The sequence below is a fragment of the Pontibacillus yanchengensis genome (genome assembly GCF_009856295.1).
GTDB lineage: Bacteria > Bacillota > Bacilli > Bacillales > BH030062 > Pontibacillus > Pontibacillus yanchengensis_A.
Genome location: NZ_WMEU01000007.1, coordinates 109736 through 133988, shown reverse-complemented (window position 1 = coordinate 133988; position 24253 = coordinate 109736). Strand labels below are relative to the sequence as shown.

Here is a 24253-nt window from a genome sequence, read left to right as displayed (position 1 = left end):
AAGATGAGATTTCCCATCATTTTAAATGAGTAAGATCCCTTGTAGACGACAAGGTTGATAGGTCCGAGGTGGAAGCGTGGTGACACGTGCAGCTGACGGATACTAATAGATCGAGGACTTAACTAAAAACAAAAGCGCAGGCGACTGCTTAGTCCCGTACGCATAAGACAGATCATCGCAAGAGGCGTTAAGCCTCTGGAGAGGATATGACTTATGACGCTAGGGACTAGGAGCCGGAGCTGGATTCCGATTTAGCTCTAGCCCGCCCGAAAAGACGCACCAACCATTCGATGTCTCATTCTTATCTAGTTTTGAAGGTACTACCTTCAAGAAAATACAAAGTATGGCGGTTTTGGCGAAGAGGTCACACCTGTTCCCATGCCGAACACAGAAGTTAAGCTCTTCAGCGCCGATGGTAGTCGGGGTTTCACCCCCGCAAGAGTAGGACGCCGCCATGCTTTCGTATATTTCTTACTAAAGTTCATAAGACACTTTTCCATATTCCAACGTAGCTCAGTGGTAGAGCTATCGGCTGTTAACCGATCGGTCGCAGGTTCGAATCCTGCCGTTGGAGCCATTATGCTTCCATAGCTCAGCTAGGTAGAGCGCTTCCATGGTAAGGAAGAGGTCGCCGGTTCAAGTCCGGCTGGAAGCTTTCAGAAGAACGTAATTGGCCCGTTGGTCAAGTGGTTAAGACACTGCCCTTTCACGGCAGTAACACGGGTTCGAATCCCGTACGGGTCACCACTTTCATATGGAGGATTAGCTCAGTTGGGAGAGCACTTGCCTTACAAGCAAGGGGTCACTGGTTCGAGCCCAGTATCCTCCACCATTTTTACGCCGACCTGGCTCAACTGGCAGAGCAACTGACTTGTAATCAGTAGGTTGGGGGTTCGAGTCCCTCGGTCGGCACCATCGTAATTTTTCCTTGCATAAATAGGACATTTTAAGATAAAATAATAAATGTCGTCTTAATGGAGGGGTAGCGAAGTTGGCCAAACGCGGCGGACTGTAAATCCGCTCCCTCTGGGTTCGCAGGTTCGAGTCCTGCCCCCTCCACCATATTGGGCCATAGCCAAGCGGTAAGGCATCGGTTTTTGGTACCGTGATGCGCTGGTTCGAATCCAGCTGGCCCAGCCAACTTTCATTAATAAGAATTACATATTCGTGTCTGTTAAACTTATGTGAAACAAAAAGTCAAAGATGCGCTTATTGAATATAATACCGAGCCATTAGCTCAGTTGGTAGAGCATCTGACTTTTAATCAGAGGGTCGGAGGTTCGAATCCTCCATGGCTCACCATTTTTTCACATTCACTCGTGTAATTGCCTGCGATGTAAATGTGTTTTTCTTTATCTTCACATAATACATAATATATAATGCGGAAGTAGTTCAGTGGTAGAACACCACCTTGCCAAGGTGGGGGTCGCGGGTTCGAATCCCGTCTTCCGCTCCATTTTCTCTATAAGGGGGCCTTAGCTCAGATGGGAGAGCGCCTGCTTTGCACGCAGGAGGTCAGCGGTTCGATCCCGCTAGGCTCCATCACACATAAAGAACCTTGATTCTAATTTAGAATCAAGGTTCTTTTTTTATTGTCTAGTAAATGATAAATATGTTGGCTTGTGTATAACTTAATAAGTTTAGAGGCGATGTCCAGCTTCAGCGCCCAGCAAATTAATGAAGCATCTATAATATAAAGAAAGGTTACCATACACAACAACACCTATTTGAAATAGATCTATGAGGTGTTTGTTCTTATCCCATTATTAGTGAATATATCTAGTGAAAAAATTCTGACTTTTATGCATGTTTACGCATGCCCCTAAAATAAGGAAGTTACTTTATATATATATATAAAGGGGGGTCATCCTCCATGTAAGGGTGTCTATAAGGCAAATTTCTTGTAAGCGATTAATAAATCTTGCGTATATATATACACTATTTTGTCCAGTTGAGTCATAGCCATAAAGTTGTCTACAATTAAAGGAAGAACTGAAGGAGGATGGTATCATGAATAATAACTTATCAATCGTAGGTGCACCTATGGACTTAGGACAAAACCGAAGAGGGGTTGATATGGGTCCAAGTGCGATTCGTTATGCTGGGGTGGTGGAACGATTAGAGCAATTGCAGTATGATATAGAGGATTTAGGAGATGTAGAAATACCTCGTCCAGATCGGAGAGAAGACCAAAAAGAACATTTGCGTAATTTGAAAGAAGTAGCTGAGGGGAATGAAAACTTAGCTAAGACTGTAGATGATGTGATTCAACGAAATAGATTTCCACTTGTAATTGGAGGAGACCACAGTATTGCAATTGGCTCATTAGCAGGAATTGCAAAGCATTACGAAAATCTAGGTGTGATTTGGTATGACGCCCATGGAGACTTAAATACTGGAGGTACATCTCCCTCTGGTAACATTCATGGTATGCCACTTGCTGTTAGTTTAGGAATCGGTCATGAACGTTTAGTAAATATTGAGGGCTATCAACCAAAAATAAAGCCAGAAAATATTGTGATTATCGGTGCGCGTTCATTAGACGATGGAGAGAAAGAGCTCATTAAGGAAAAAGGTATTAAAGTTTATTCTATGCATGAAATCGATCGTTTGGGGATGACTCAAGTTATTCAAGAGTCGGTTGAATACTTAACACATAAAACAGATGGTATTCATTTAAGCTTAGACTTAGATGGTTTGGATCCTCAAGATGCCCCTGGGGTGGGAACGCCTGTAATGGGTGGAATGAGCTATCGTGAAAGCCATTTAGCGATGGAGATGTTAGCCGAAGCCGATATCATTACCTCTGCGGAGTTTGTAGAAGTCAATCCAATCTTGGATGAAAAGAATCGAACTGCATCGGTAGCTGTTGGATTGATGGGTTCGTTGTTCGGGGAGAAATTAAAGTAAAGTTCTCTTTTATTAATCACAATTATTCGTGTGAAAAACATAAAAAAACAGCAGCTTATGATTACACCGTAAGTTGCTGTTTCCTGTATTTTGTCCTCTTTTGTTCATAAAGATTTAATAGATTATCTAATTCTGCACTAACTTCCACTATTTCTCTAGAAGACAATGCTCGTCCATTTGATAAGTGGACCAGTTTTTTTCGGCAGGATTCAATTTCTTCCAACAAATCTTTACACATTACACAAATCCCCCTTGTACCCTTCTTCAGTTCCATTTACAGTATTATATATCCGAATTCATTTCTTTTAAACATTATTTTTAAAAGAATTAATACTCCTATAGAACACGTATAATAAAACTCAACTTTTTTTGGTTTTTATGAAACCTATTATAGCAGTTATTCGTATAGGGGATAACCGCAAATATAGCGGAGGTATAGTACATGGATTTATTTATAAAAGAGAAAATTAAAAAAGTTAAAAAAGGGGACCAATCTGCCTTTGAAGAACTGGTGACATTTTATCAAAACAAAGTCTACCAAATTTGTTTCCGCATGTTAGGGAACGCTCATGAGGCAGAAGATATTGCACAGGAAGCTTTTGTTCGGGCCTATACGAATATCCATTCATTTGATGAGAATAGGAAATTTTCAACGTGGCTATATCGAATTGCAACTAACCTTTCTATTGACCGAATACGAAAAAAGAAGCCAGATTACTTTTTGGATGCGGAAGTAAAAGGAACGGAAGGCTTGACGATGTATTCACAAATTTCTGCAGATCAAGCATTACCCGAAGAAGAAGTGGAAAGTTTAGAACTTCAAGAGTACATTCATAAAGAAATCCTTTCCCTTCCTGCGAAGTACCGCTCAGTTATCGTGTTGCGATATATTGATGAACTTTCTTTACAGGAGATTAGTGATATACTGGATATCCCCGTGGGTACTGTAAAAACAAGAATTCATCGAGGAAGAGAAGCACTTCGTAAAAAGCTTCGTCACGTGTAAAGGAGTGATGGGAAATGAAATGCTCAACTGAAGCAGTTGCATTGATGCATAAATATTTAGACGACGAGTTAACAAAAGACGAAGAGAAAACATTAAGAAATCATTTGCATAAATGTGAAGAATGTCAGCGACATTTTCATGAACTAAAGAGAACAATAGCTATGGTTCAAAGTACAAATCAAGTGCAAGCACCACAGGGGTTTTCTGAGAATGTTATGAAAAACCTGCCTAGCGAAAAGAAATCATATAGCTATAAACGCTGGTTTAAAGCGCACCCCATGATCACAGCTGCTGCAATCTTTTTTATTCTTATGTTTGGTAGTGTGTTTTCCATGTGGAATCAAGATCAACATCTAAGTGTTTCTAAGCAAAAAGATATCATTATACAAGATAATACGGTGATTGTCCCAGAGGGAAAAATTGTCGAAGGAGATCTAGTTGTTAAGAATGGAAACCTTAGGATTGATGGGAAAGTAAATGGAGATGTTGTGCTCATTAATGGAGATAACTTAAAAGCTTCAGCTGGGGAAGTGACTGGCGAGTTGAGTCAAGTCAATCAGGTGTTTGATTGGATTTGGTATAAGATGAAAACAACCGTTAAAGATGTTTTTTCCATGAATGAAGAGAAGTAAAGCAAGAAGCCACTATGTATAGTGGCTTCTTGCTTTACTTTAAAGGAATTTATGGTTGCTAATGTATCACTTTGTTTTTATCTCCTGCGGATTCAGGGAAGTTCTGGGATGACAGATGTTCGATTAAGACCGCCGCATCGTGCAGCAACATCGAACGGACCTACAGCCTGTAGGTCCGCTTCACGCAGCAACATCGAACGACCTACGTCGTGTAGGCAGCAGCCCATACGTGCCTAAACGGGAGCTTGCGCTTTTGTTCCTTTAAAAGAGAATCAAAATAAGACTTCCTAATTAGTAAAGGGGAGAATTGGTAAATACACATATAGTCTTTCCCATGAGGACCGGATTATTTTTGATGATTTACAACAACTTAATATTTTTAAATGAAAAGCTTGTGTTATTTTTTGTATAGGGAATTATGATATAATGGAGATACTGTTTGTATTACATAGGTAAGGTCAAATGCTAACATGTGAATTATTGTTAAAGGAAGTGTAGACATGCTTGATGGGGGATTTGATTTTCTTAAATATTTACGGATTATAATCGATGTTGCCCTTGTCTGGTTTGTTTTATATAAGTTAATCATGTTGATTCGTGGTACTAAAGCCGTTCAGCTGTTGAAAGGTATCTTTGTAGTCTTAGGCATTTGGCTTGTAAGCTACTTTTTACAACTGAAGACGTTAATGTGGTTAATGTCACAAGCCATTACATGGGGTTTCTTAGGGGTTATTATCTTATTCCAGCCAGAATTACGCCGAGCGTTAGAACAGCTTGGAAGAGGTAGCTTTTTTGCACGTAATTCAAGCGGGGAAGATGACTCTGTCAAAAAATCAGTAGAAGCCATTATGAAGTCTTGTAACTACATGGCCAAACGTAGAATTGGAGCGCTCATTACGATTGAAAGGGAAACAGGGATGAGTGATTATGTAGAAACAGGTATTTCGATTGAAGGTCATCTAACAAGTGAACTATTAACAAACATATTTATTCCCAATACTCCATTACATGATGGAGCAGTCATTATTTCAGAGAATCAGATTACAGCTGCAGCTTGTTATCTCCCGCTTTCAGAGAGTCCATTTATTTCTAAAGAGCTAGGGACAAGGCACAGAGCAGCACTAGGTATTAGTGAAGTTACCGATGCGTTAACCATTGTAGTATCAGAGGAAACAGGGAATATTTCTTGTACAAAAAATGGTGAGCTCCACAGAGAGTTAGATCAGGAAGCATTAAGAGATATCCTACAACGAGAATTAGACTCTACATCGAATGCTTCTGCTTCCAAAACATGGAATTGGAGGGGGAAGAAAGATGGATAAATGGTTGAAGAGTCCTTGGTTTATTCGGATTATCTCATTGCTGCTAGCTATTCTTTTATATGCTTCAGTGAATTTGGATGATGGAGCTTCTCAATCAAATTCCATTCTTCCAGAGGGAAATAAGGAAGTAACAACGATGAATAATATCCCACTCCAGGTGTACATGAATGATGAAAAATATGTTGTAGAAGGTGTACCACAGAACGTCACAGTTACAGTAGAAGGACCGAATACTGTAGTTACGAAAACCATTACTCAGAAAAACTTTGATGTGTTTATTGATTTACAAGAACTTGAACCTGGTACCCATACAGTGCCAATTGAACATAGAGGAATATCTAATCAGTTGTCGGTGTTTGTGGAACCAGAGGAAGTTGAAGTTTCGCTAGAGGAACGCTCATCAAAAGCATTTGATGTTGAAATTGACTTTATGAATCGAGATAAAATTGGGGATGGATTTGAGATTGGCGACCCAACTGTTGAACCAGAAAAAGTAGAGATTACAGGATCAAAATCGGAGATTGATAAAGTTTCATTGGTTAAAGCCATTGTAGATGTATCAGAAGCCAGTGAGAGCATCTCGAAAAAGGATGCTCCTGTAAAAGTTTATGATCAACAAGGTAATGAATTGAACGTATTTGTGGAACCATCATCTGTAAAAGTCAGTGCCCCAATTATCCCCCCTAACAAAGAGGTTCCGTTAAGCATTCAGACCGAAGGGGAACTTCCTGAGGGATACAGTGTAAATTCTATAAAGGCAAATCCAAACAAAGTGAGGGTATTTGGATCAAGTGAGCAATTGGAATCCATTAAAACAATTGATAACATGACCATAGATTTGTCTACAATCAAAGCAGACAAAACGTTGGATATGGATGTGACAGTGCCAAATAAGGCGAACAAAGTTGAACCAAGTACCGTACAAGTTGAAGTAGATATTGAAGAATCCACAACAAAAACGTTTGAAAATAGCAAAGTGAACGTTCAAAACTTACAAGAAAACCAAACGATTACATTTATTGAACCAGAGGATCAAACGATTGATCTCACGTTAATAGGTACCGCAAAGGAATTAGAAAATGTAAATCAAGATCAGTTCGAAGCGTATATCAATGTAGAACAATTTGTGGAAGGCGAGTTTAGTGTGCCTATCGAAGTTAACGGACCAGCAAAGGTCAAATGGGAACTTAGTAACAAAGAAGCTCAAGTTCGTATAGAGTAATACAATATGCATCTCGAAAGCATGAAGGAGCGATTGAAGATGGGAAAATATTTTGGAACAGATGGAGTTCGCGGAGTAGCCAATCAAGAATTAACACCAGAACTAGCTTTTAAAGTTGGACGTTATGGTGGGTATGTACTAACAAAAGAAACGTCTAAGCCAAAAATCTTAGTTGGTCGTGACCCAAGAATTTCTGGTCAACTTCTAGAGAACGCTTTAACTGCAGGTCTTTTATCGATTGGCGCAGAAGTGATGCGTTTGGGAGTTATCTCAACCCCAGGAGTTGCTTATTTAACAAAAGCTCTTGGTGCTGCCACTGGAGTTATGATTTCAGCATCCCATAATCCTGTAGAGGACAACGGAATTAAGTTTTTTGGGCCAGACGGCTTCAAGCTAAATGATGAACAAGAAAATGAAATTGAAGCATTAATGGACCAAGAAGAAGATCAGTTACCACGTCCAACTGGTGGCGATGTAGGTCAAATTAACGATTACTTTGAAGGTGGTCAAAAATATTTACAATACCTGAAGCAGAGTATTGATTATGACTTTGATGGTCTTCATATTGCATTGGATTGCGCTCATGGTGCCACGTCATCTATCGCATCTCACTTATTCGCTGATCTAGAAGCTGAACTGTCATCGATTGGTTCTTCTCCAGACGGTTTGAATATTAATGATGGTGTTGGCTCTACACACCCTGAAACATTACAATCTTTTGTGAAGGAAAAAGGAGCGGACATTGGTCTTGCATTTGATGGAGACGGGGACCGATTGATTGCAGTTGATGAGAAAGGGAATATCATTGACGGGGACCAAATTATGTTTATATGTGGAAAGCACTTGAATGAAAAAGGTCGCTTAAATCATAGCACTGTTGTTTCTACTGTAATGAGTAATATTGGTTTTTATAAAGCGTTAGAATCCCATGGTATGAAGAGTGATAAGACCTCAGTTGGAGACCGTTATGTAATGGAAGAGATGATACGTGGTGGATATAACCTTGGAGGCGAGCAATCAGGTCATATCATTTTCCTAGATTATAATACGACTGGTGATGGCTTATTATCTGCACTTCAGTTAGTAAACGTATTGAAAGAAACGCAGAAGCCATTATCTGAACTTGCTGCAGAAATGAAAAAGTATCCGCAAGTGTTAAAGAATGTTCGCGTTATTGATAAACAACGCGTGTTCACCAACGAACGTATTACGGAAGCAATTGAAGTCGTGGAGGAAGAGATGGGCGAACATGGTCGCGTTCTTGTGAGACCTTCTGGGACCGAACCATTAGTACGTGTCATGGTTGAAGCTCCGACGGAAGAGGATTGCGAAAAATATGTAAGCAAGGTAGTTCAGGTTGTAGAAGATGAATTAGGAATGAAGGAATAATAACGAATGATGCGTAGTTAGCACTTTTCGTGTTAACTACGCATATTTTTATATAGAAGATCACTTTCCATTACTTTAGTAGTAGAGGGCGTAAGCAATAAAGTTGTAAGAAATAATAATTGACCAATAAATAGGACTAGTATAAAATGTAAATTGCTTGTCTTCATTCTGTAGTTTAAAGTCCTTTTTAAAAGGTTAAGAAGGATTGGAGATGCAGTAAAAGCAACATCACAATAGAAGGGAGATGATACGAAAGAATGTAAATCATATAGTAAAGCGCCTGGACTATTTTCAGAACGCAATGAAAATAGTTGACGAGGAGGAGGTTCATCGATGATCGGCGGATGCCTCCCGGTTGATAACACCTCAACCGATACGTTTTGATCTTAAAACAAAGGGGTGACTCTTTGCACAAAAGATGGAAGCAAGGTGTTATGAAGATCGTATTCTAAAAGCGGATCATGAGAAAGGGGCAAACGCTTGCCCCGTTAGATAGGTTGAGTTGTTTGCCCCTTATTATAAGGAGGAAACAACACTATGTGTGGAATTGTCGGATATATTGGAACACAGGATACAACAGAGATTTTACTAAAAGGCTTAGGTAAACTGGAATACCGTGGTTATGATTCAGCAGGAATTGCACAATTAAATGAAGATGGAATCCATATAACGAAAGTCAAAGGTCGTATTGCTGCACTTCGTGAAGAGGTAGAGAAGAAAGAAGTACGTGCAACAATGGGAATTGGCCATACCCGCTGGGCAACACATGGTGCGCCGAGCTATGAGAACGCCCACCCTCATCAAAGCGCGTCTGGTCGATTTACTATTGTTCATAATGGCGTTATTGAAAACTATGAAGATGTACAACGTGAGTATCTATCAGATGTTGATATGAAGAGTGAAACAGATACTGAGATTATTGTACAGCTTGTAGAAAACCTCTACCACGAGCTAGGAGATGTGCAGGAAGCATTCCGTAAAGCAATCTCTCTAATGAAAGGTTCTTATGCTGTTGGGATTATTGATCAAGAGGATCCGAACACAATTTATGTAGCTAAGAACAAAAGTCCATTGCTTGTGGGACTTGGAGACGGTTTTAATGTTGTTTCAAGTGACTCTATGGCTATGCTTCAGGTTACCGATCAGTTCGTAGAATTAGAGGATAAAGAGATTGTTATCGTACGTCGCGAAGAAGTAGAGATTCAAAAATTAGATGGTACAAAAGTAGACCGTGAACCATTTACCGCTGAAATTGATGAAAGCGACATCGAAAAAGGAACATACCCACATTTCATGCTCAAGGAAATTGACGAGCAACCTTTTGTTATTCGTAAAATCATCCAAGAATATCAAGACGAAAACGATCAAATTAAATTAGATCCAGATGTACGTCAGGCTATGACCAAATGTGATCGAGTGTATATTATTGCGTGTGGAACAAGTTATCACGCTGGTTTAATTGGAAAGCAATTTATCGAGAAACTTGCACAAACACCAGTAGAGGTACATGTGGCAAGTGAGTTTTCTTACAACATGCCACTCATCTCAGATAATCCGTTATTTGTGTTTATCTCTCAAAGTGGTGAAACAGCAGACAGCCGTGCTGTACTTGTGGAAACAAAAGCTAAAGGCTATCCAGCACTAACGATTACAAACGTACCTGGCTCTACCCTTTCTCGTGAAGCGGATTACACGCTACACTTACATGCTGGACCAGAAATCGCAGTTGCTTCTACTAAAGCATATACAGCTCAAATGGCGGTGTTAGCGATTCTAGCGGTTGATACAGCCCAAGCAAAAGGCATTGAGCTTGAATTCAACCCTATGAAGCAATTAGGTATTGCTGCCAATGCAATGGAAGCACTATGTGATCAAAAAGAAGAAATAGAACAAATTTCTGCTGATTTCTTGCCAACAACGCGAAACTGCTTCTTTATCGGACGCAGTGTAGACTACTACGTTGGACTTGAAGGAGCTCTTAAACTAAAAGAGATTTCTTATATTCAAGCAGAAGGATTTGCTGGTGGAGAACTGAAACATGGAACCATCGCACTAATTGAAGAAGGAACCCCGGTTGTAGCACTAGCTACACAAGAAAACGTGAACTACTCTATTCGTGGTAATGTGAAAGAAGTAGCAGCACGTGGAGCCAATCCTTGCATCATTAGCATGAAAGGCTTAGATCAAGAAGGCGATACATTCGTCATTCCAGAGGTACACGAATTGCTAACGCCATTAGTATCCGTTGTCCCAATGCAACTGATCGCATACTACGCAGCACTACACCGTGACTGTGATGTAGATAAGCCAAGAAATCTAGCTAAGAGTGTAACAGTGGAATAAGACCATAGAGAATTGTATTTTTATAGATTGATAAGAAGATAAACTCATTAAAGAAAAGGGTTACTCGTATAGAGTAACCCTTTTTTGGTGTCTAGCGTACTATAAACGGGTTAAGGTAGTGGCTAACTTTGATAAAATGATGTGGCCACGTCCAGCTCCAGCGCCCATCGACTAGTATGCTTCCCTCGCCTCCGTATGATAAGTTAACATCGAATTGACCTACCTCCTGTAGACCCGCCTCACGCAGCAACATATACGTCGCTAACCGAGTGCCCTGAGCTTTTAATCTGTAGATTGAGATTCTACTGATTGCTAAGAACCTTGTTGGTAGTAACGATCTGTCTCTGGGTTATACTGAAATAGTTAATAGAAATCTTTCTTGCCATTCGGATATTCATTCATATCCAATTGAACAAACTTCCATTCTTTTTCTGTTAATTGATCCAGCTTAAGTGGGAGGTCATGATCTAGAATGGTTTGTTTAATGTCTAAAGCTGCTTTCGAATTGGAAACAGAATAGCCAAATCTGAACTCGTGCGTTTCTCCTGTCGATTGATAAAAAACGAATTTCCACATAAATTCTTGTTCTGGAATAGGAATAGATCGAGATGGTAATCCATCACTTCCTATATAACTAACTAATTCTACCTTTTTTATGTTTCCCCAAGAAATCTCTTCTTGATTTCCAAAACTGGAAATAACAATTCCCTCTTCTCTTATAGACTGATAATCTTCTTTTGTTACAAATAAAAAAACAGGAGTAACGATGAACAGCACAATTAAGATTTTTCTCGTTCCTTTTGGAAGCCAGTTCCAGCCTTTAACATAAACAGGAGCTAAGAGAAGGAATGTAAGGAATAATAGTGCCAATTCGGTATAACTTACCCATTTTGCAGAATGTAAAGCTAAATAAATATCACTTGGGTGGGAGATGATACTTTCTTTCCAATTTGTGTAGTTGTCAAATAACAGTATGGCAAAAGGGATAAAAAGCGTAATGAAAGTGTAATACCTTACATATTGCCATAAAGATTGCATAAATTGCTTCTTACCTTTTAGTAGCAATCCCCCTATAATACCCGGGATTATACCGATTAAGATGTACATGATGATTCTAGTAGCGATTGAATTATCATCTATGGTCATAGAAGTAATCCCCATAGCTATGGAATATCCAATAATAATCCATCCAAGTATAATTTTTAAGCGGTGAATGAATGTTTTCATACAATGTTCCTCCACTTGTGTGACTATTTATAAATGTGTACGTGTAAATGTACAGGAAGTTTCAGATTATTCCGGGAACATCATAACGAATAAAAGTTATTGAAAATATGAGAATGTTAGAAAACTGTTGGTATCTCAAGTTTATAGTGAAAATGGAATCTGAGTAGTTTATCAATGCTTATGAAAAAGGGGTACGTTGCATAGTAGTTCAACAATTGATTAAGACTATATCGTGCACAATACAAACATGAACATGTGATTTTAAATGAGGTGAAAAAGATGGCCCAACTTACACATGATGTAGTTATCGTAGGTGGTGGCCCTGCTGGGATGAGTGCTGCTCTTGTATTAGGACGATCACGTCGGAAGGTTTTGCTCATTGATGCAGGGAAGCCTCGTAATGCTGTTACGCTTCATTCACATGGCTTTTTAACTCGTGATGGTATAACACCAAAAGAATTTAGAGATATTTCCATACATCAACTAATGAAGTATGAGTCCGTTTCCATTAAAGGAGATATTGTGATTCGAATAGAGCCTGAAGAAAGTATCTTTACCATACATACACAGTCAGGTTCGAGGTATATAGGTAAGAAAGTGATAATAGCAACTGGCATGAAGGACCATCTCCCTTCTATTCCAGGTTTACAAGAGGTGTACGGAAAGTCTGTATTTCCTTGTCCATATTGCGATGGATGGGAACATCGGGATGAGCCGTTAGCGGTGTTTGGGCAAGGAGAGAAGCTGGTTGATTTTACAAAGCTTATTGCAAATTGGAGCAAGGATCTTCTTGTGTTTACAAATGGACCTACGAATTGGAGTGTCTCGGATTTAGAAAAGCTGAACACCTATAACATTGACGTGATAGACGGTCATATTAAAGAGGTTTCATCTACTAACGGTTTCCTAAAGAGCATCATCTTGGAGGATGGAGAAGTATTTAAACGTTCTGCTGGGTTCATTATGAACGTAGACGCTACCCAAAGTTCAACTATTCCGGAGATGTTAGGTGTCCCGTACAATCATCATGGAGGGTATGAAACAGATCCTCATGGTTTAACGTGTGTGCCAGGGTTATATGTGATAGGAGATGCTACACACGCATTCTCGGGATTAGTTGGAGCGGCTGGTGAGGGGTATGAAGTAGGTGTTTCCATTAATCATAAACTTGTGGAAGAAGAGTGGAATATGCCTGGGTAGTAGAACAAGGTAAAAGGAATTTATGTCCATTCATGTTATCCTCGGAAGTACAACATTGTAATATGGAGGTATAATAATGGAGATTATTCGTAATAGTAGAGGCCATTATGATTTGGATGAATTTCTTAAGAAGCCACTGTTTGCACATTTATCTACAGTAGAGAACGATGTACCTAAGGATTCTCCGGTGTGGTTCCATTGGGAGGATCAATGCATATGGATTATTGGTACGCCTTCCTCTGATAGTTTCCCGGGAAGAATAGAAAATCACTCTGCTTGCGCGGTTGGTATCGTTGATTTTGATGTGAAAAGTGGCAAGGTCTTGCACGTAGGGTTTCGAGGTCATGGAACAGTGGAACCGTTCGATGCAGAACTTGCAAAACGGTTATTGCGTAAATATCTAGGGATCAATGAAGGGAGTTGGGATGAGCGGTTTAAGCATCTTGGGGACAGTAATATACTCATTAAAGTCGTACCTGAGACTGTTGTGGTACGAGATCAATCATTTGAACCAAGCATTGATTTGTAAACACTACATTGAGATGCCTTATATAGTCTTGTAAAATAAGTGATACAACAAGAGACTTTAAAAGAAAAGGGTTAAACATATGACATATATCGTAATAGGAGCAGGGATATTAGGAGCCTCAACAGCCTATCACTTGGCGAAACAAGGTGCGAAGGTAGCGCTAGTTGATCGAAATGACCCTGGTCAGGCAACAGAAGCAGCTGCAGGTATTGTGTGTCCTTGGTTGACTAATAGAGCAAATAAGCCTTGGTATCACTTAGTAAAGGCAGGAGCGAAATACTATCCTTCTTTGATTGAAGAGTTAGAAGCAGAAGGGGAAACGGAAACAGGGTATTCCCAAGTGGGAGCCATCAATATCTTTTCTGGTGAAGATCGACTCCAAAAAAAATATGAATTGGCGCTGGAACGGCTAAAGTCTACTCCTGAAATGGGAGAAGTATCAAAACTATCAGCAACGGAAACGAAGGCACTGTTTCCACCATTATCTGATATATATGGTGCAGTACATATAGGTGGAGCTGCACGGGTGAATGGAGCTGCTTTACGCAATGCGTTGATTCGAGGTGCAAAAAGGCACGGTGCAACATTTATCGAAGGTGAGGCTTCTCTTTTATTTGAAAGGAACACAATCACTGGTGTTAAGGTAAATGAAACAGGTATGTATGCTGATAAAGTGCTTGTCACAGGTGGAACGTGGTCCAAGGAGTTATTGGAACCATTAGGAATGAAGTTTCAAGTGACGGAGCAAAAGGCACAGATTGTCCATCTTCAATTGCCAGACACTGATACGGGTCAGTGGCCTGTTGTAATGGCTCCTTACAGTCAATATTTACTCACGTTTGAAGATGGAAAAGTGGTTGTAGGGGCAACACAGGAAAGTAATGTAGGTCGCGATCTCAGAGTAACGGCGGGTAGTGTAAACCACATTATCGAAAAAGCTTTGAATGTCGCTCCTGGCTTAGAATCTAGTACCTATGTAGAAACCAAGGTGGGTTTTAGACCTTTTACCCCAGGGTCACTTCCAGTTATAGGCTCGGTTCCAAACGTGAGCGGTTTGCTGGTTGCCAATGGTTTAGGAGCTTCTGGTTTAACGAGCGGTCCATATTTGGGAGCGGAGCTTGCTAATGTTGCGCTTGGAAAATCAACAGAGATTAACTTACATGACTTTGATGTAGAAGGTGCCTTTGAGGAATAATATGTATATTGAGAAGTCCCTATATGTATAGAACGATGTAAAAAGCGTTCACACGACATAGGGACTTTATTTATGAGTTGAGATGATAAATTAGCCTAACTCCAGCACATGCACTTTTCTTTACCCCTTTACCTTAACCTCCTTCCCTTTAAAGGAGTGAGGTTTTTCTTCAATTAGGTTGATTGTTCCAATATATTGATCAGGTTCAAGGTTTATGGTCACTAGACAGTAGTGTCTTATATAAAACAGGATAGAGTTCTTTTGGCGTAATGACAGCACTCTCTATAGCATAATCTTCTTCATCCCACTCATCTTCTTGTCGTTAGAAGCGGAAGAACCATTCTCAGATTGTGTAGGCGTAGATTTGGAAGGTAGAAGTAGACTTCTCCTCTTTTAATTGATTCAGATTACCAAAGAAGAAGTAAATAAGCAAACCGATTGCCAATGCGACTAAAAAGGCAAGTCCCATCCTAGCGTGTGCGATTCCAGGAGTAGATTGAAAGGCATAATAAGTTGAAAGATAGACGATAGGGTTTAATACAGGAGCTGAAACAAGTATGACTAATCCTACGTGCAAAGGCATACCTTTTTGAAGAAGCCTTCGAACGGTAGGCACAATTGCACATTAACAAACCGGGATTATGGCACCAATAGCTACTGCAGGAACAACCGCTAAAATAGCGTTCCTAGGTATGAATCATTGTAAATGACTTTCGTTTACGAATGTTTGGATAAGGGCAGATATGAAACACCTAAAAGGACAAAGGGACTAGCCTCAAGAAAAATACTTAAAAAAATCTTATTAATGTCTAATACTTTTTGAGGGATGTGCAAATACGATTCTATCGGAACAAAATTACCGATAAAAAATGTTATAATGATTAAAATAAGAGTTATATAAGCGAATAGAGCGATGAAAGGTTAAACAATTTTAGATATCAGAGCAAACCCACCTCCAAAAAGTAATGATTACAATTTAAGTGGTTGCTATTATCTTACTATCGTTTGGCGTAAAAATGAATGGTTTTTTTCTTCTAGGAAATTATAAACGGATTAAGGTTGTGGATACCTTTGATAAAGTGATGTAGCCATGTCCAGCTCAAGAGCCCAGCGACTAGCAAACTTCCTGCACCTCCTTACGGTAAGTCAACATCGGATCGCTTGCGCTCTTCGAGTTTCCTTTATCTCCTACGGAATCAGGTGAAGTTCGATTAAAATTGCTACATCACGTAGCAACATCGAACCAACCCACATCCTATAGCAGCAGTTTGTACGTCGCTAAACGGGCGCTTGCGCTTTTGTTCTTTCTTAATAAATGTGTAATATATGAATGATGCTAAAATAGTGTGTTGAAGATAAAGGGTGATTCCATTGAATACAAATGAAGCTTTGCAAATATTAAAGGAAAATGGGTACAAGCATACGAAACAGAGAGAAGTACTGCTTGATTTATTAGAAAATCATGATCAATACGTGTCTGTTAAGCAACTATGGGCAAATTTTAAAGAAGAATTTTCTGGGGCTAGTTATGATACCGCTTATCGAAATTTATATAAAATGGCTGAACTAGAAATATTGGAGTCCACCACACTTGATGGCGAGAAACACTTTCGATTCCATTGTGAGACACACGGGCACCATCACCATTTCATTTGTACTGAGTGTGGGAAAACCACGCCAATTAACATGTGCCCTATGGATAATGTGAAAGAGAATCTTCCAAATCATGAAATAGAAAATCATAAATTTGAAGTGTATGGACATTGCCCTGCATGTAAGTAAGCCAGTAGTATATGATACTGGTTTATTTTTTTGCCCTTTTGCCAAACGTCTATTCAATCTATGCACACAAAACGTAATTATTACTATTTACAATCCGTAATGATTACGATAATATTGTTTTGTACTTACTTAATTGGAGGGGAAAATAGTGAGAAAACTTGGATATATAATCTCGTTAGGGTTACTGTTTTTAATGGTGGCGTGTGGTGTTGATAATCAGACAAATACAACGCAAGAAGATGGAGAGAATGCGAACTCAGGAGATTCTAACACTGATAAGCTAACAATCTATACAACGTTATATCCACTCCAAGATTTTACTGAAAAAATTGGGGGTAATCACGTAGAGGTACAATCTATATTGCCTGCAGGAGCTAACCCTCACACTTTTGAACCGACATCGAAAACAATGGTGAACATTTCTAAATCGGATTTATTTATTTATAATGGCGCAAGCTTAGAAGCATATGCAGAAAGCATCTCTGAATCTCTTAAAAATGAAGACGTATCTATTTTAGAAGCATCCAATGGTGTGGATTTAATAGGACACACCCATGGGGAAGAAGAAAGCCATGGTCATGAAGAACAATCAGGGGAAGAAGAAAGCCATGGTCATGAAGAACAATCAGGCGAAGAAGAAAGCCATGGTCATGAAGAACAACCAGGCGAAGAAGAAAACCATAATCATGAAGAACAAACCCATAAAGAAGAAGGAGACAATCATGGTGATAAAGACCCCCATGTATGGCTTGATCCTACTAAGGCAATTCCATTAGCAGAGAACATAAAGGATCAACTGTCTTCGTTGAAGCCTGAAGCAAAGGACGATTTTGAAAAGAATTTTGAGAAGTTGGAGGAGCGCTTAAAGAATCTGGATGAACAATATCACGAAACCATCGAAAATAAGTCTCAAAACAAGATACTCGTTTCTCATGCTGCCTATGGATATTGGGAAGAAGCATACGGTGTGGAACAAGTGGCTATTGCCGGTTTGTCTCCTTCACAGGAACCATCACAACAACAACTAGAAAGAATTATCGAGAAATCAAAAAAATATGAATTAGAATATGTGATATTCGAACAAAATGTAACTCCTAAAATAGCAGAAGTTATTCAAAAAGAAATTGGTGCGGAATCATTACGGCTTCATAATCTATCTGTTTTAACCGAGAAAGATATGGAGAACAACGAAGACTACTTTAGTTTAATGAAAAAAAATTTGAACACATTGGAAAAAGCGTTAAGTAACTAAAGAAACACCCCCGTATCTATTAAAGATACGGGGGTGTTAGTGTTGGTTTCCTAAATTATCAACCTGTATTGCGTAAGCCGGCTGCGATGCCGCTAATAGTAAGAAGTGCTTCTGTGAGTAATTCATCACCGGTGATTTTCTCTGTTCGTAATTCTTTGATTAACTGCACTTGTAAGAAATTGAGCGGATCTACGTAAGGGTTACGACGACGGACAGATTCTTGGATGGTTTGTTGTTGATCCAACAATTCGTCATCACCTGTGACTTGTAGTAAAACATCTTTTGTTTTGTTGTATTCTTCTACGATGTTTTGGAAAATACGTTCTCCCATTTCTTGATCTTGTACCAGTGTGATATACTCCTGAGCTGTTTGCATATCTGCTTTTGTTAAGGCCATCTGTAAGTTATCAATGGTGGAGCGGAAGAATGGCCAGTTGATATACATTTGTTGCAACAACTTGAGGTTCTCGTCACTTTCTGATGCAAAGCTTTGTAAACCTGTTCCGGCAGCGTACCATGCCGGAATAAGCTGACGGTTTTGTGTCCAGGCAAAAACCCAAGGAATCGCACGCAGGTTTTCAAATTTGTTACTATCTTTACGTTTCATTGGTCTTGAACCGATATTTAATTCACTTAGCTCTTGTAAAGGAGTAGCCTCATTAAAGTACGTTAAGAAATCGGGATCGCCAAATACAAGGGATTGATATTTCTTTAGGGATGTATTTGCTATTGCTTCCATTGCATTTTCCCATTCTTTTTCGCGATGGTGTCCTTGTTCCGATTCTTCCGAGATGTGTGCAGCTCCTTCCAATAATGTAGAAGCGGCTTGCTCTAAGCTTCTGTAGGCTATATCTTTCAGCATGTAACGAGAGGATAGAACCTCGCCTTGCTCGGTAATTTTCACACCATCACCTAGTGTTTCAGCAGGCTGGGATAGAAGACTGCGGTTTAGCGGTCCACCACCACGTCCTAAAGAACCACCTCTGCCATGAAAGAACTTCAGCTTCACGTTATATGCCTTAGCCATTTCATGGATTTCTTGTTGGGCTTTGTAAAGTTTCCAGTTAGCGGTTAACGTTCCACCATCTTTACTGCCATCAGAGTAACCTAGCATAATTTCTTGAAGGTTACCTCTTTGCTGTAGATGGTTTTTGTACACATCCATATCAAATAACGTCTTAAGAATTTCAGGTCCAGCCACTAAGTCATCTACCGTCTCAAGGAGTGGTGCGACATTAATGCTACTTTCTACTGTCCCATCTGGATGAAGACGATAAATGCCAGCTTCCTTCGCAAGTACTAATACTTCAAGAATGTCACTAACGGATTCCGTCATACTGATAAGGTACACTTCAATGGAGCGTTTTCCAAACTCTTCATGGGCAGCACGAATCGTTTGGAATACCTTCAACATCTCTTGTGTGTCTTCAGTATAATCATCATTTAATAATGTGATTGGACGAGGGTCTTCCAAAGCATTCTTAAGAACATTAATTTTTTCTTGCTCAGAAAGGGCACTATAGTCTTCCGTAATATTCACTTTGTGTAGAATTTCGGTAATAGCTGATTCATGCTCTCCGCTATGGTTACGTATATCCAGTGTGGCGAGGTGGAAGCCAAACAATTGCACTTGCCGAATAAGCTTATGCAACATTTTAAGTTCTCGCTCAGTCGGTTGATGTTGCTTAACGCTTCGTTGAATGACGTATAAATCTTCTAAAAGTTCCTCTGCTGATTTATATCCTAACGAAGAATGACCAACGTTTCGTAGCTTTTCAAGAACAATCGCGAATTTACGGCGATAAATCTCTTGTTCTGCTCTCCATCTTTTGTCATTAGAGATTAGTTCTTCTTCGGTTTTTACAGAAGTAATGAGTTCCTCACTTACGGATACGCGAGTAGTGGAGTGGCTGAATCGCTTCATTAGTTCCACAAGTACTTCATCGTACTTCGTAAGTGCAAGGTTTCTTTGTTTTTGTAATGTTTCCCATGTGATTTCTGGAGTTACATTAGGGTTTCCATCACGGTCGCCCCCAATCCAGGACCCAAATCGAAGGAAGTTAGGTACATCCCATTCAGCATATGGGTATTGTTCTTCCAAGCAATCCTCTAATTCTTGATGGACATCAGGGAGTACATCAAATAGTGTCTCATCAAAATAATAAAGACCATTTCGTACTTCATCCATTACCGTTGGTTTACGGTGACGTAGTTCATCCGTTTGCCATAGAACGGTAACTTCATTGAATAGGCTTTCCTCCATTTTTTCACGTTCACTTTTCGTAAGCATAGGATTGTCCAGTTGCTTTAGAAGATTGGCGATTCGTTTTTGAATTTCAAGCACGGAGCGTTTTGTTGCTTCCGTTGGGTGTGCTGTAATAATTAACTCAAGTGAGAGCTGGTCTAAAACATTCTGAATCACGTCTTCAGATGTGTCATTACGTTTTAAAGCCTGTACGGCGCTTTGTAAGGAGAAGGGCTGTACAGTATCATCGCCGGAAAGTTGATAATCTCGGCGTCGGCGAATACGGTGGTTTTGCTCTGCAATATTAACGAGGTGGAAATAAACGGAAAAGGCACGAATCACTTGTTGTCGCATAGGTGGTTCGAGCGATTCGATTTCCCTTTTCAATGACTGATACGTATCTTGATCGAAATGCTTCCGAAGAGCTTTCGTCAATGTACGGATTTTCTCTACCTTATCTAAAAGTTCGTTTCCTCCATGATGGACAAGAAGGTCACCAAGCATATGGCCGAGTTTATTGACGTCTCTCCTTAGGGGACTAGTACTATCATCTATCTGTGTTTGAGTTGACATATGTTCACCTTCCTAAATCTATTTGTATGAAGCAATTTTCATAATCTTCTTAATGATAATATTGATGATATCACAAATGAAGATATTTAGTAAGAAATGATAACAAAATGAGATGATTCGGTCGTGAATCATCTCGCATTGATATGGAAAAGTTCCCAATACCTTTGCTGTAGTAAAAATACCTAAGTTTATATTCTACTCAACCTTTCCTTTATAATCATAGAATTCAAACATATAAATAGAGAGCCTTGGTTATTTCCAAGGCTCTCTGTCTTCATAATAAGCAAAGAAAGCGTACGTTTTTGCATTTATATCTAGCGCCAGCATCTAGCAGACTTCCTACTCCTCCTTACGATAAGTCAACAACATCGAATGAATCCACGTATTGCGGGCAGCAGTGGGCACCCCGAGCTTTACTTAATACGATCGTTTTGTCCATTTCTCGCTGTTTAAGTGGAGTGGAGTTGTATTGCCTTGCTCTGTAACGAGTTCTGGTTGATGAATATACCATCCTCGGCGATTTACGGAGTAATCTGTTTCATACGTAAAGCGAAGGTGAGAGGTGTCTTTTGGTAATGCAACCTTGATGGAATCCCAATCACCACTCGTTCCAGTAAACGTTTGGTCTAATTGTGTCCAATCGGTGCCATTGCTAGAAATTTCTATTTTTCCAACATCAGCTTCAGGTTCGATACGATACCAGGTGTCGAAGGTAAGTGTAGCATTTTGATCTACATTGATTTCAGCAGTTAAATGTTTGGTTTCATTGTTACCATATCCAGAAAACCAAGCTTCTCCTTTGTTAGGAATGGATACTGGTATGGAATCGGCTACATTTCGTGCGAATTTTCGCCTTGTAGGACTTGTGGAAACAGTGTTACGTGTTGGGTGAACTCTATTGGTTAGTAGAATGGCAACGGTTTTGTTTGTAGGGCTAACAACAATGGAGGTACCAGTGTACCCTGTATGCCCTAGCGTATTGCTTTCAGAGAGACCATCCATAAACCAATCTTGCTGAAGCTCCCAACCTAGTCCATGATCATCTCCAGGAAATTCAGGTATTCGGTTCTCCGTTAAAAGATCGACAGTCTCTGGTTCTAATATACGTTCTCCGCCATAACGGCCGTCCATCACAAACATGTGAGCAAATGTTGCAAGGTCTGAAGCTGTAGAAAACACCCCTGCATGTCCTGCTACACCATTAAGGGACCAAGCATTCTCATCATGGACTTCTCCCCAAACCAGCCCTCGATCTGTCCAAGGTTGATATTCGGTTGCAGCAATGCGATCTTTTAATGAAGATGGTGGGTTGTACATCGTTTCCTTCATTCCGAGTGGTTTGGTGATAGCTTTTTCAACATATTGATCAAGACGCATTCCAGACCACTCTTCTACAAGAGCTCCAAGGGTAATCATGTTGAGGTCACTGTATGTATATTCCTTACCTGGCTCTGATTGCAGAGGTTGTTTATATACATGTTGCAGGCGATCCTCTCGATCACCTTCTATTGTATAAAGTGGAATCCATGGTTTAAATCCAGAAGTATGGGTCATGAGTTGTTCAATCGTAACATTTTCTTTTCCATTTGTTGCAAATTCGGGGATGTATTTTGCTACGGGATCATCCAGTTCAAATTTTCCTTCTTCATATAAGGTCATTGCAGCAGTAGTGGTAAAAAGTTTACTGATAGAGGCTAAATCAAATACAGTGTTTTTCTCCATCTGTTGAGGATGTTCTAATTCAGTAAATTCGTTATTTTTATACTTTGCAGCGTAGCCATATGCATCATGCTTCACGACTTGACCCCTTCGAGCAACAAGTGCAACGGCACCAGGCATGACCTGATCATCAATCGCATTACGAATCATGGTGTCAATGTCTTGAAGTGGCTCCTTTCGTAACCCAGAACCACGAATGGAACCAGGGTGTAAAACAGGAGATGAGGGTCCGGGATTATTCCATGTAAAATTAGGGTGAGCTTGTTGGGAGGACTGATGTGGATTTTTCTTATGATGATTTTCTATAGTGGGTCCATTTGCTGCGTTACCTGTAATAGGTGTAACCAATGACGAAACAAGAACAGTAGACAGAATAATAGATACCGTTTTTCTTTTCACATAATAACCTCCTAATGTAAGAAAATATAAATGAAACGAAGTTATTCCTTTTCGAAATATACAAGCGCTTACATTTACTACCTAAAGTGTATCGGAATTCCAATATAGACGTCTATACCAATTTTGACTCATACATCATCAATATTGGCGTTTTTGTGAGGAATATCGACTAATACCATATAATTATTTTGAAAATTTAGACATATATTTTGTTTCGGATCTAAATAGTTGACCGAAAAACAAATGTATTTTATCATTACTTTGAATTCGAGATAATTAAAAATATTTTCGTTAGGATGATGAAAATGAATTTATTAGGAATTCATCACGTTTCTATATTAACGGGGAAAGCAGAACGAAATTTTGAATTTTATACAAAGATATTAGGCATGCGTTTAGTGAAAAAAAGTGTGAACCAAGATGAAACGAGTACGTATCATTTATTTTATGGTGATGCTAAAGGAAGTCCAGGAACGGAATTAACATTCTTTGACATACCTGGTCTTGGTCAAACGTATACAGGGGTTTCCAGTATCACAAGTACTTCTCTAAGAGTGAAAACTACAGAAGCACTGGATTATTGGCGAAAACGATTTGAAGCATACAATGTGGAACATGAAGAAATTAAAAAGAGGGCCAATCGTGATACGTTAGCCTTTCAAGATTTTGAAGGAACGCAATTAATTCTAGTAGCTGATAACGATGAACAAGGCGTCCATGCCGGTGAAGCATGGGATGAGACAGAAGTTCCTAAAGAATACGGAATTGTTGGGTTAGGTCCTGTGTTATTAAGAGTGAGAAGTTCAAAACCAACAGCTAAGGTGTTACAGGATGTTCTAGGCTTCCGTTATGCGGATTCGTATCCTTCTCTTGAAGGTGACTTTCCAGATGTAGAAGTGTACACCACTGGTGAAGGGGGAGCGGGAGCAGAGGTTCACATCCAAACTCGACCTGATTTATCCCCAGAAAAACTAGGGCGCGGAGGCGTTCACCATGTAGCCTTCCGTGTGCCAGATGAGGATGAACATGCAGAATGGGTGAAACGTATTCAGCAAACAGGTATGATGAATTCCGGCAAAGTTGATCGTTTTTACTTCAAAGCCTTATACTTCAGGGAACCTAATGGGATTTTATTTGAATTATCAACAGACACACCAGGATTTGATATTGATGAATCTGTTGAATCATTAGGTGAAAACTTGTCATTACCTCCGTTTTTGGAGAAGAATCGTGAGGAAATAGAGAAGAAGTTAAGGCCATTGACGCTATAATAGTAAGTTCGTTTAAGTGTAAGTAATATAAGGTACA

At 39.6% G+C, this 24253-nt stretch carries 18 protein-coding genes, 10 tRNA genes and 2 rRNA genes; 25 read left to right on the top strand and 5 right to left on the bottom strand.

Annotated features, from left to right (window positions below; translation table 11 throughout):
- From GLW08_RS18415 to rocF, 13 genes are all read left to right on the top strand, one after another.
- A 23S ribosomal RNA gene (locus GLW08_RS18415) occupies positions 1 to 126 on the top strand; the annotation flags it as partial.
- Positions 127 to 342: 216 nt separating this feature from the next.
- Positions 343 to 458: ribosomal RNA gene (gene rrf, locus GLW08_RS18410) — 5S ribosomal RNA — on the top strand.
- A 44-nt stretch (positions 459 to 502) separates the two neighbouring features.
- Positions 503 to 577, top strand: a tRNA-Asn gene (locus GLW08_RS18405).
- 4 nt (positions 578 to 581) lie between these two features.
- A tRNA-Thr gene (locus GLW08_RS18400) sits at positions 582 to 655 on the top strand.
- Positions 656 to 672: 17 nt separating this feature from the next.
- Positions 673 to 747 (top strand) — tRNA-Glu (locus tag GLW08_RS18395).
- 9 nt (positions 748 to 756) lie between these two features.
- Positions 757 to 832, top strand: a tRNA-Val gene (locus GLW08_RS18390).
- A 7-nt stretch (positions 833 to 839) separates the two neighbouring features.
- A tRNA-Thr gene (locus GLW08_RS18385) sits at positions 840 to 915 on the top strand.
- 61 nt (positions 916 to 976) lie between these two features.
- Positions 977 to 1062, top strand: a tRNA-Tyr gene (locus tag GLW08_RS18380).
- A gap of 3 nt (positions 1063 to 1065) precedes the next feature.
- A tRNA-Gln gene (locus GLW08_RS18375) sits at positions 1066 to 1140 on the top strand.
- A gap of 86 nt (positions 1141 to 1226) precedes the next feature.
- A tRNA-Lys gene (locus tag GLW08_RS18370) sits at positions 1227 to 1302 on the top strand.
- Between the two features lie 79 nt (positions 1303 to 1381).
- Positions 1382 to 1456: transfer RNA gene (locus tag GLW08_RS18365), tRNA-Gly, on the top strand.
- A 13-nt stretch (positions 1457 to 1469) separates the two neighbouring features.
- Positions 1470 to 1542: transfer RNA gene (locus GLW08_RS18360), tRNA-Ala, on the top strand.
- Positions 1543 to 2010: 468 nt separating this feature from the next.
- Complete coding sequence (gene rocF, locus GLW08_RS18355) at positions 2011 to 2910, top strand: arginase (protein WP_160850095.1); 900 nt, start codon at positions 2011 to 2013, stop codon at positions 2908 to 2910.
- 61 nt (positions 2911 to 2971) lie between these two features.
- Here rocF and GLW08_RS18350 read toward each other — a convergent pair whose 3' ends face one another.
- Positions 2972 to 3148, bottom strand: a complete 177-nt coding sequence (locus tag GLW08_RS18350) for an aspartyl-phosphate phosphatase Spo0E family protein (RefSeq protein ID WP_160850094.1) — start codon at positions 3146 to 3148, stop codon at positions 2972 to 2974.
- A 204-nt stretch (positions 3149 to 3352) separates the two neighbouring features.
- Here GLW08_RS18350 and sigW point away from each other — a divergent pair, with 204 nt between their 5' ends.
- The 6 genes from sigW to glmS all read left to right on the top strand — a co-directional run bounded on the left by sigW (position 3353) and on the right by glmS (position 10824).
- The gene (sigW, locus tag GLW08_RS18345) at positions 3353 to 3916 is read left to right on the top strand and encodes an RNA polymerase sigma factor SigW (protein ID WP_160850093.1); all 564 of its coding nucleotides are present in this window, start codon (positions 3353 to 3355) and stop codon (positions 3914 to 3916) included.
- Between the two features lie 14 nt (positions 3917 to 3930).
- A complete protein-coding gene (locus GLW08_RS18340) occupies positions 3931 to 4548 on the top strand; it encodes an anti-sigma factor family protein (protein ID WP_160850092.1) in 618 nt (205 codons plus the stop codon).
- Positions 4549 to 5048: 500 nt separating this feature from the next.
- Complete coding sequence (cdaA, locus tag GLW08_RS18335) at positions 5049 to 5870, top strand: diadenylate cyclase CdaA (RefSeq protein ID WP_160850091.1); 822 nt, start codon at positions 5049 to 5051, stop codon at positions 5868 to 5870.
- On the top strand, positions 5863 to 7092 hold the full coding sequence (locus GLW08_RS18330; RefSeq protein ID WP_160850090.1) for a CdaR family protein: 1230 nt from the start codon (positions 5863 to 5865) through the stop codon (positions 7090 to 7092). Before cdaA ends, GLW08_RS18330 begins: the two co-directional genes overlap by 8 nt.
- A gap of 39 nt (positions 7093 to 7131) precedes the next feature.
- Complete coding sequence (gene glmM, locus GLW08_RS18325) at positions 7132 to 8481, top strand: phosphoglucosamine mutase (RefSeq protein WP_160850089.1); 1350 nt, start codon at positions 7132 to 7134, stop codon at positions 8479 to 8481.
- 537 nt (positions 8482 to 9018) lie between these two features.
- Positions 9019 to 10824 (top strand): glutamine--fructose-6-phosphate transaminase (isomerizing), encoded by a 1806-nt coding sequence (gene glmS, locus GLW08_RS18320; RefSeq protein WP_160850088.1) that lies wholly within the window; start codon positions 9019 to 9021, stop codon positions 10822 to 10824.
- Between the two features lie 363 nt (positions 10825 to 11187).
- Here glmS and GLW08_RS18315 read toward each other — a convergent pair whose 3' ends face one another.
- Positions 11188 to 12051 carry a hypothetical protein gene (locus GLW08_RS18315; protein WP_160850087.1) on the bottom strand — a complete coding sequence of 288 codons (864 nt, stop codon included), beginning with the start codon at positions 12049 to 12051 and terminating at the stop codon, positions 11188 to 11190.
- A gap of 279 nt (positions 12052 to 12330) precedes the next feature.
- On the opposite strand from GLW08_RS18315, the gene GLW08_RS18310 reads away from it, so the two are divergent.
- From GLW08_RS18310 to GLW08_RS18300, 3 genes are all read left to right on the top strand, one after another.
- Positions 12331 to 13251 (top strand): NAD(P)/FAD-dependent oxidoreductase, encoded by a 921-nt coding sequence (locus GLW08_RS18310; protein WP_202410202.1) that lies wholly within the window; start codon positions 12331 to 12333, stop codon positions 13249 to 13251.
- 76 nt (positions 13252 to 13327) lie between these two features.
- Complete coding sequence (locus GLW08_RS18305; protein ID WP_202410201.1) at positions 13328 to 13780, top strand: pyridoxamine 5'-phosphate oxidase family protein; 453 nt, start codon at positions 13328 to 13330, stop codon at positions 13778 to 13780.
- 79 nt (positions 13781 to 13859) lie between these two features.
- Positions 13860 to 14975, top strand: a complete 1116-nt coding sequence (locus tag GLW08_RS18300) for an NAD(P)/FAD-dependent oxidoreductase (protein WP_160850085.1) — start codon at positions 13860 to 13862, stop codon at positions 14973 to 14975.
- A 343-nt stretch (positions 14976 to 15318) separates the two neighbouring features.
- On the opposite strand, the gene GLW08_RS18295 is transcribed toward GLW08_RS18300, so the two are convergent.
- Positions 15319 to 15591 carry a permease gene (locus tag GLW08_RS18295; protein ID WP_337194026.1) on the bottom strand — a complete coding sequence of 91 codons (273 nt, stop codon included), beginning with the start codon at positions 15589 to 15591 and terminating at the stop codon, positions 15319 to 15321.
- A 746-nt stretch (positions 15592 to 16337) separates the two neighbouring features.
- Between GLW08_RS18295 and GLW08_RS18290 the strand changes: the two genes are divergently transcribed.
- Entirely contained in the window at positions 16338 to 16757 is a 420-nt protein-coding gene (locus tag GLW08_RS18290; RefSeq protein WP_337193962.1) for a Fur family transcriptional regulator, read from the top strand.
- 148 nt (positions 16758 to 16905) lie between these two features.
- The gene (locus GLW08_RS18285) at positions 16906 to 18009 is read left to right on the top strand and encodes a metal ABC transporter solute-binding protein, Zn/Mn family (RefSeq protein WP_160850082.1); all 1104 of its coding nucleotides are present in this window, start codon (positions 16906 to 16908) and stop codon (positions 18007 to 18009) included.
- 58 nt (positions 18010 to 18067) lie between these two features.
- Here the strand turns inward: GLW08_RS18285 and ppc are convergent, their stop codons facing one another.
- Both ppc and GLW08_RS18275 read right to left on the bottom strand, forming a co-directional pair.
- Positions 18068 to 20827: a phosphoenolpyruvate carboxylase gene (ppc, locus tag GLW08_RS18280; RefSeq protein WP_160850081.1), complete on the bottom strand. Its 2760-nt coding sequence runs from the start codon at positions 20825 to 20827 to the stop codon at positions 18068 to 18070.
- 417 nt (positions 20828 to 21244) lie between these two features.
- Complete coding sequence (locus tag GLW08_RS18275) at positions 21245 to 22945, bottom strand: serine hydrolase (RefSeq protein WP_160850080.1); 1701 nt, start codon at positions 22943 to 22945, stop codon at positions 21245 to 21247.
- 305 nt (positions 22946 to 23250) lie between these two features.
- On the opposite strand from GLW08_RS18275, the gene GLW08_RS18270 reads away from it, so the two are divergent.
- Positions 23251 to 24216, top strand: a complete 966-nt coding sequence (locus GLW08_RS18270; protein WP_160850079.1) for a ring-cleaving dioxygenase — start codon at positions 23251 to 23253, stop codon at positions 24214 to 24216.
- Positions 24217 to 24253 lie beyond the last annotated feature (37 nt).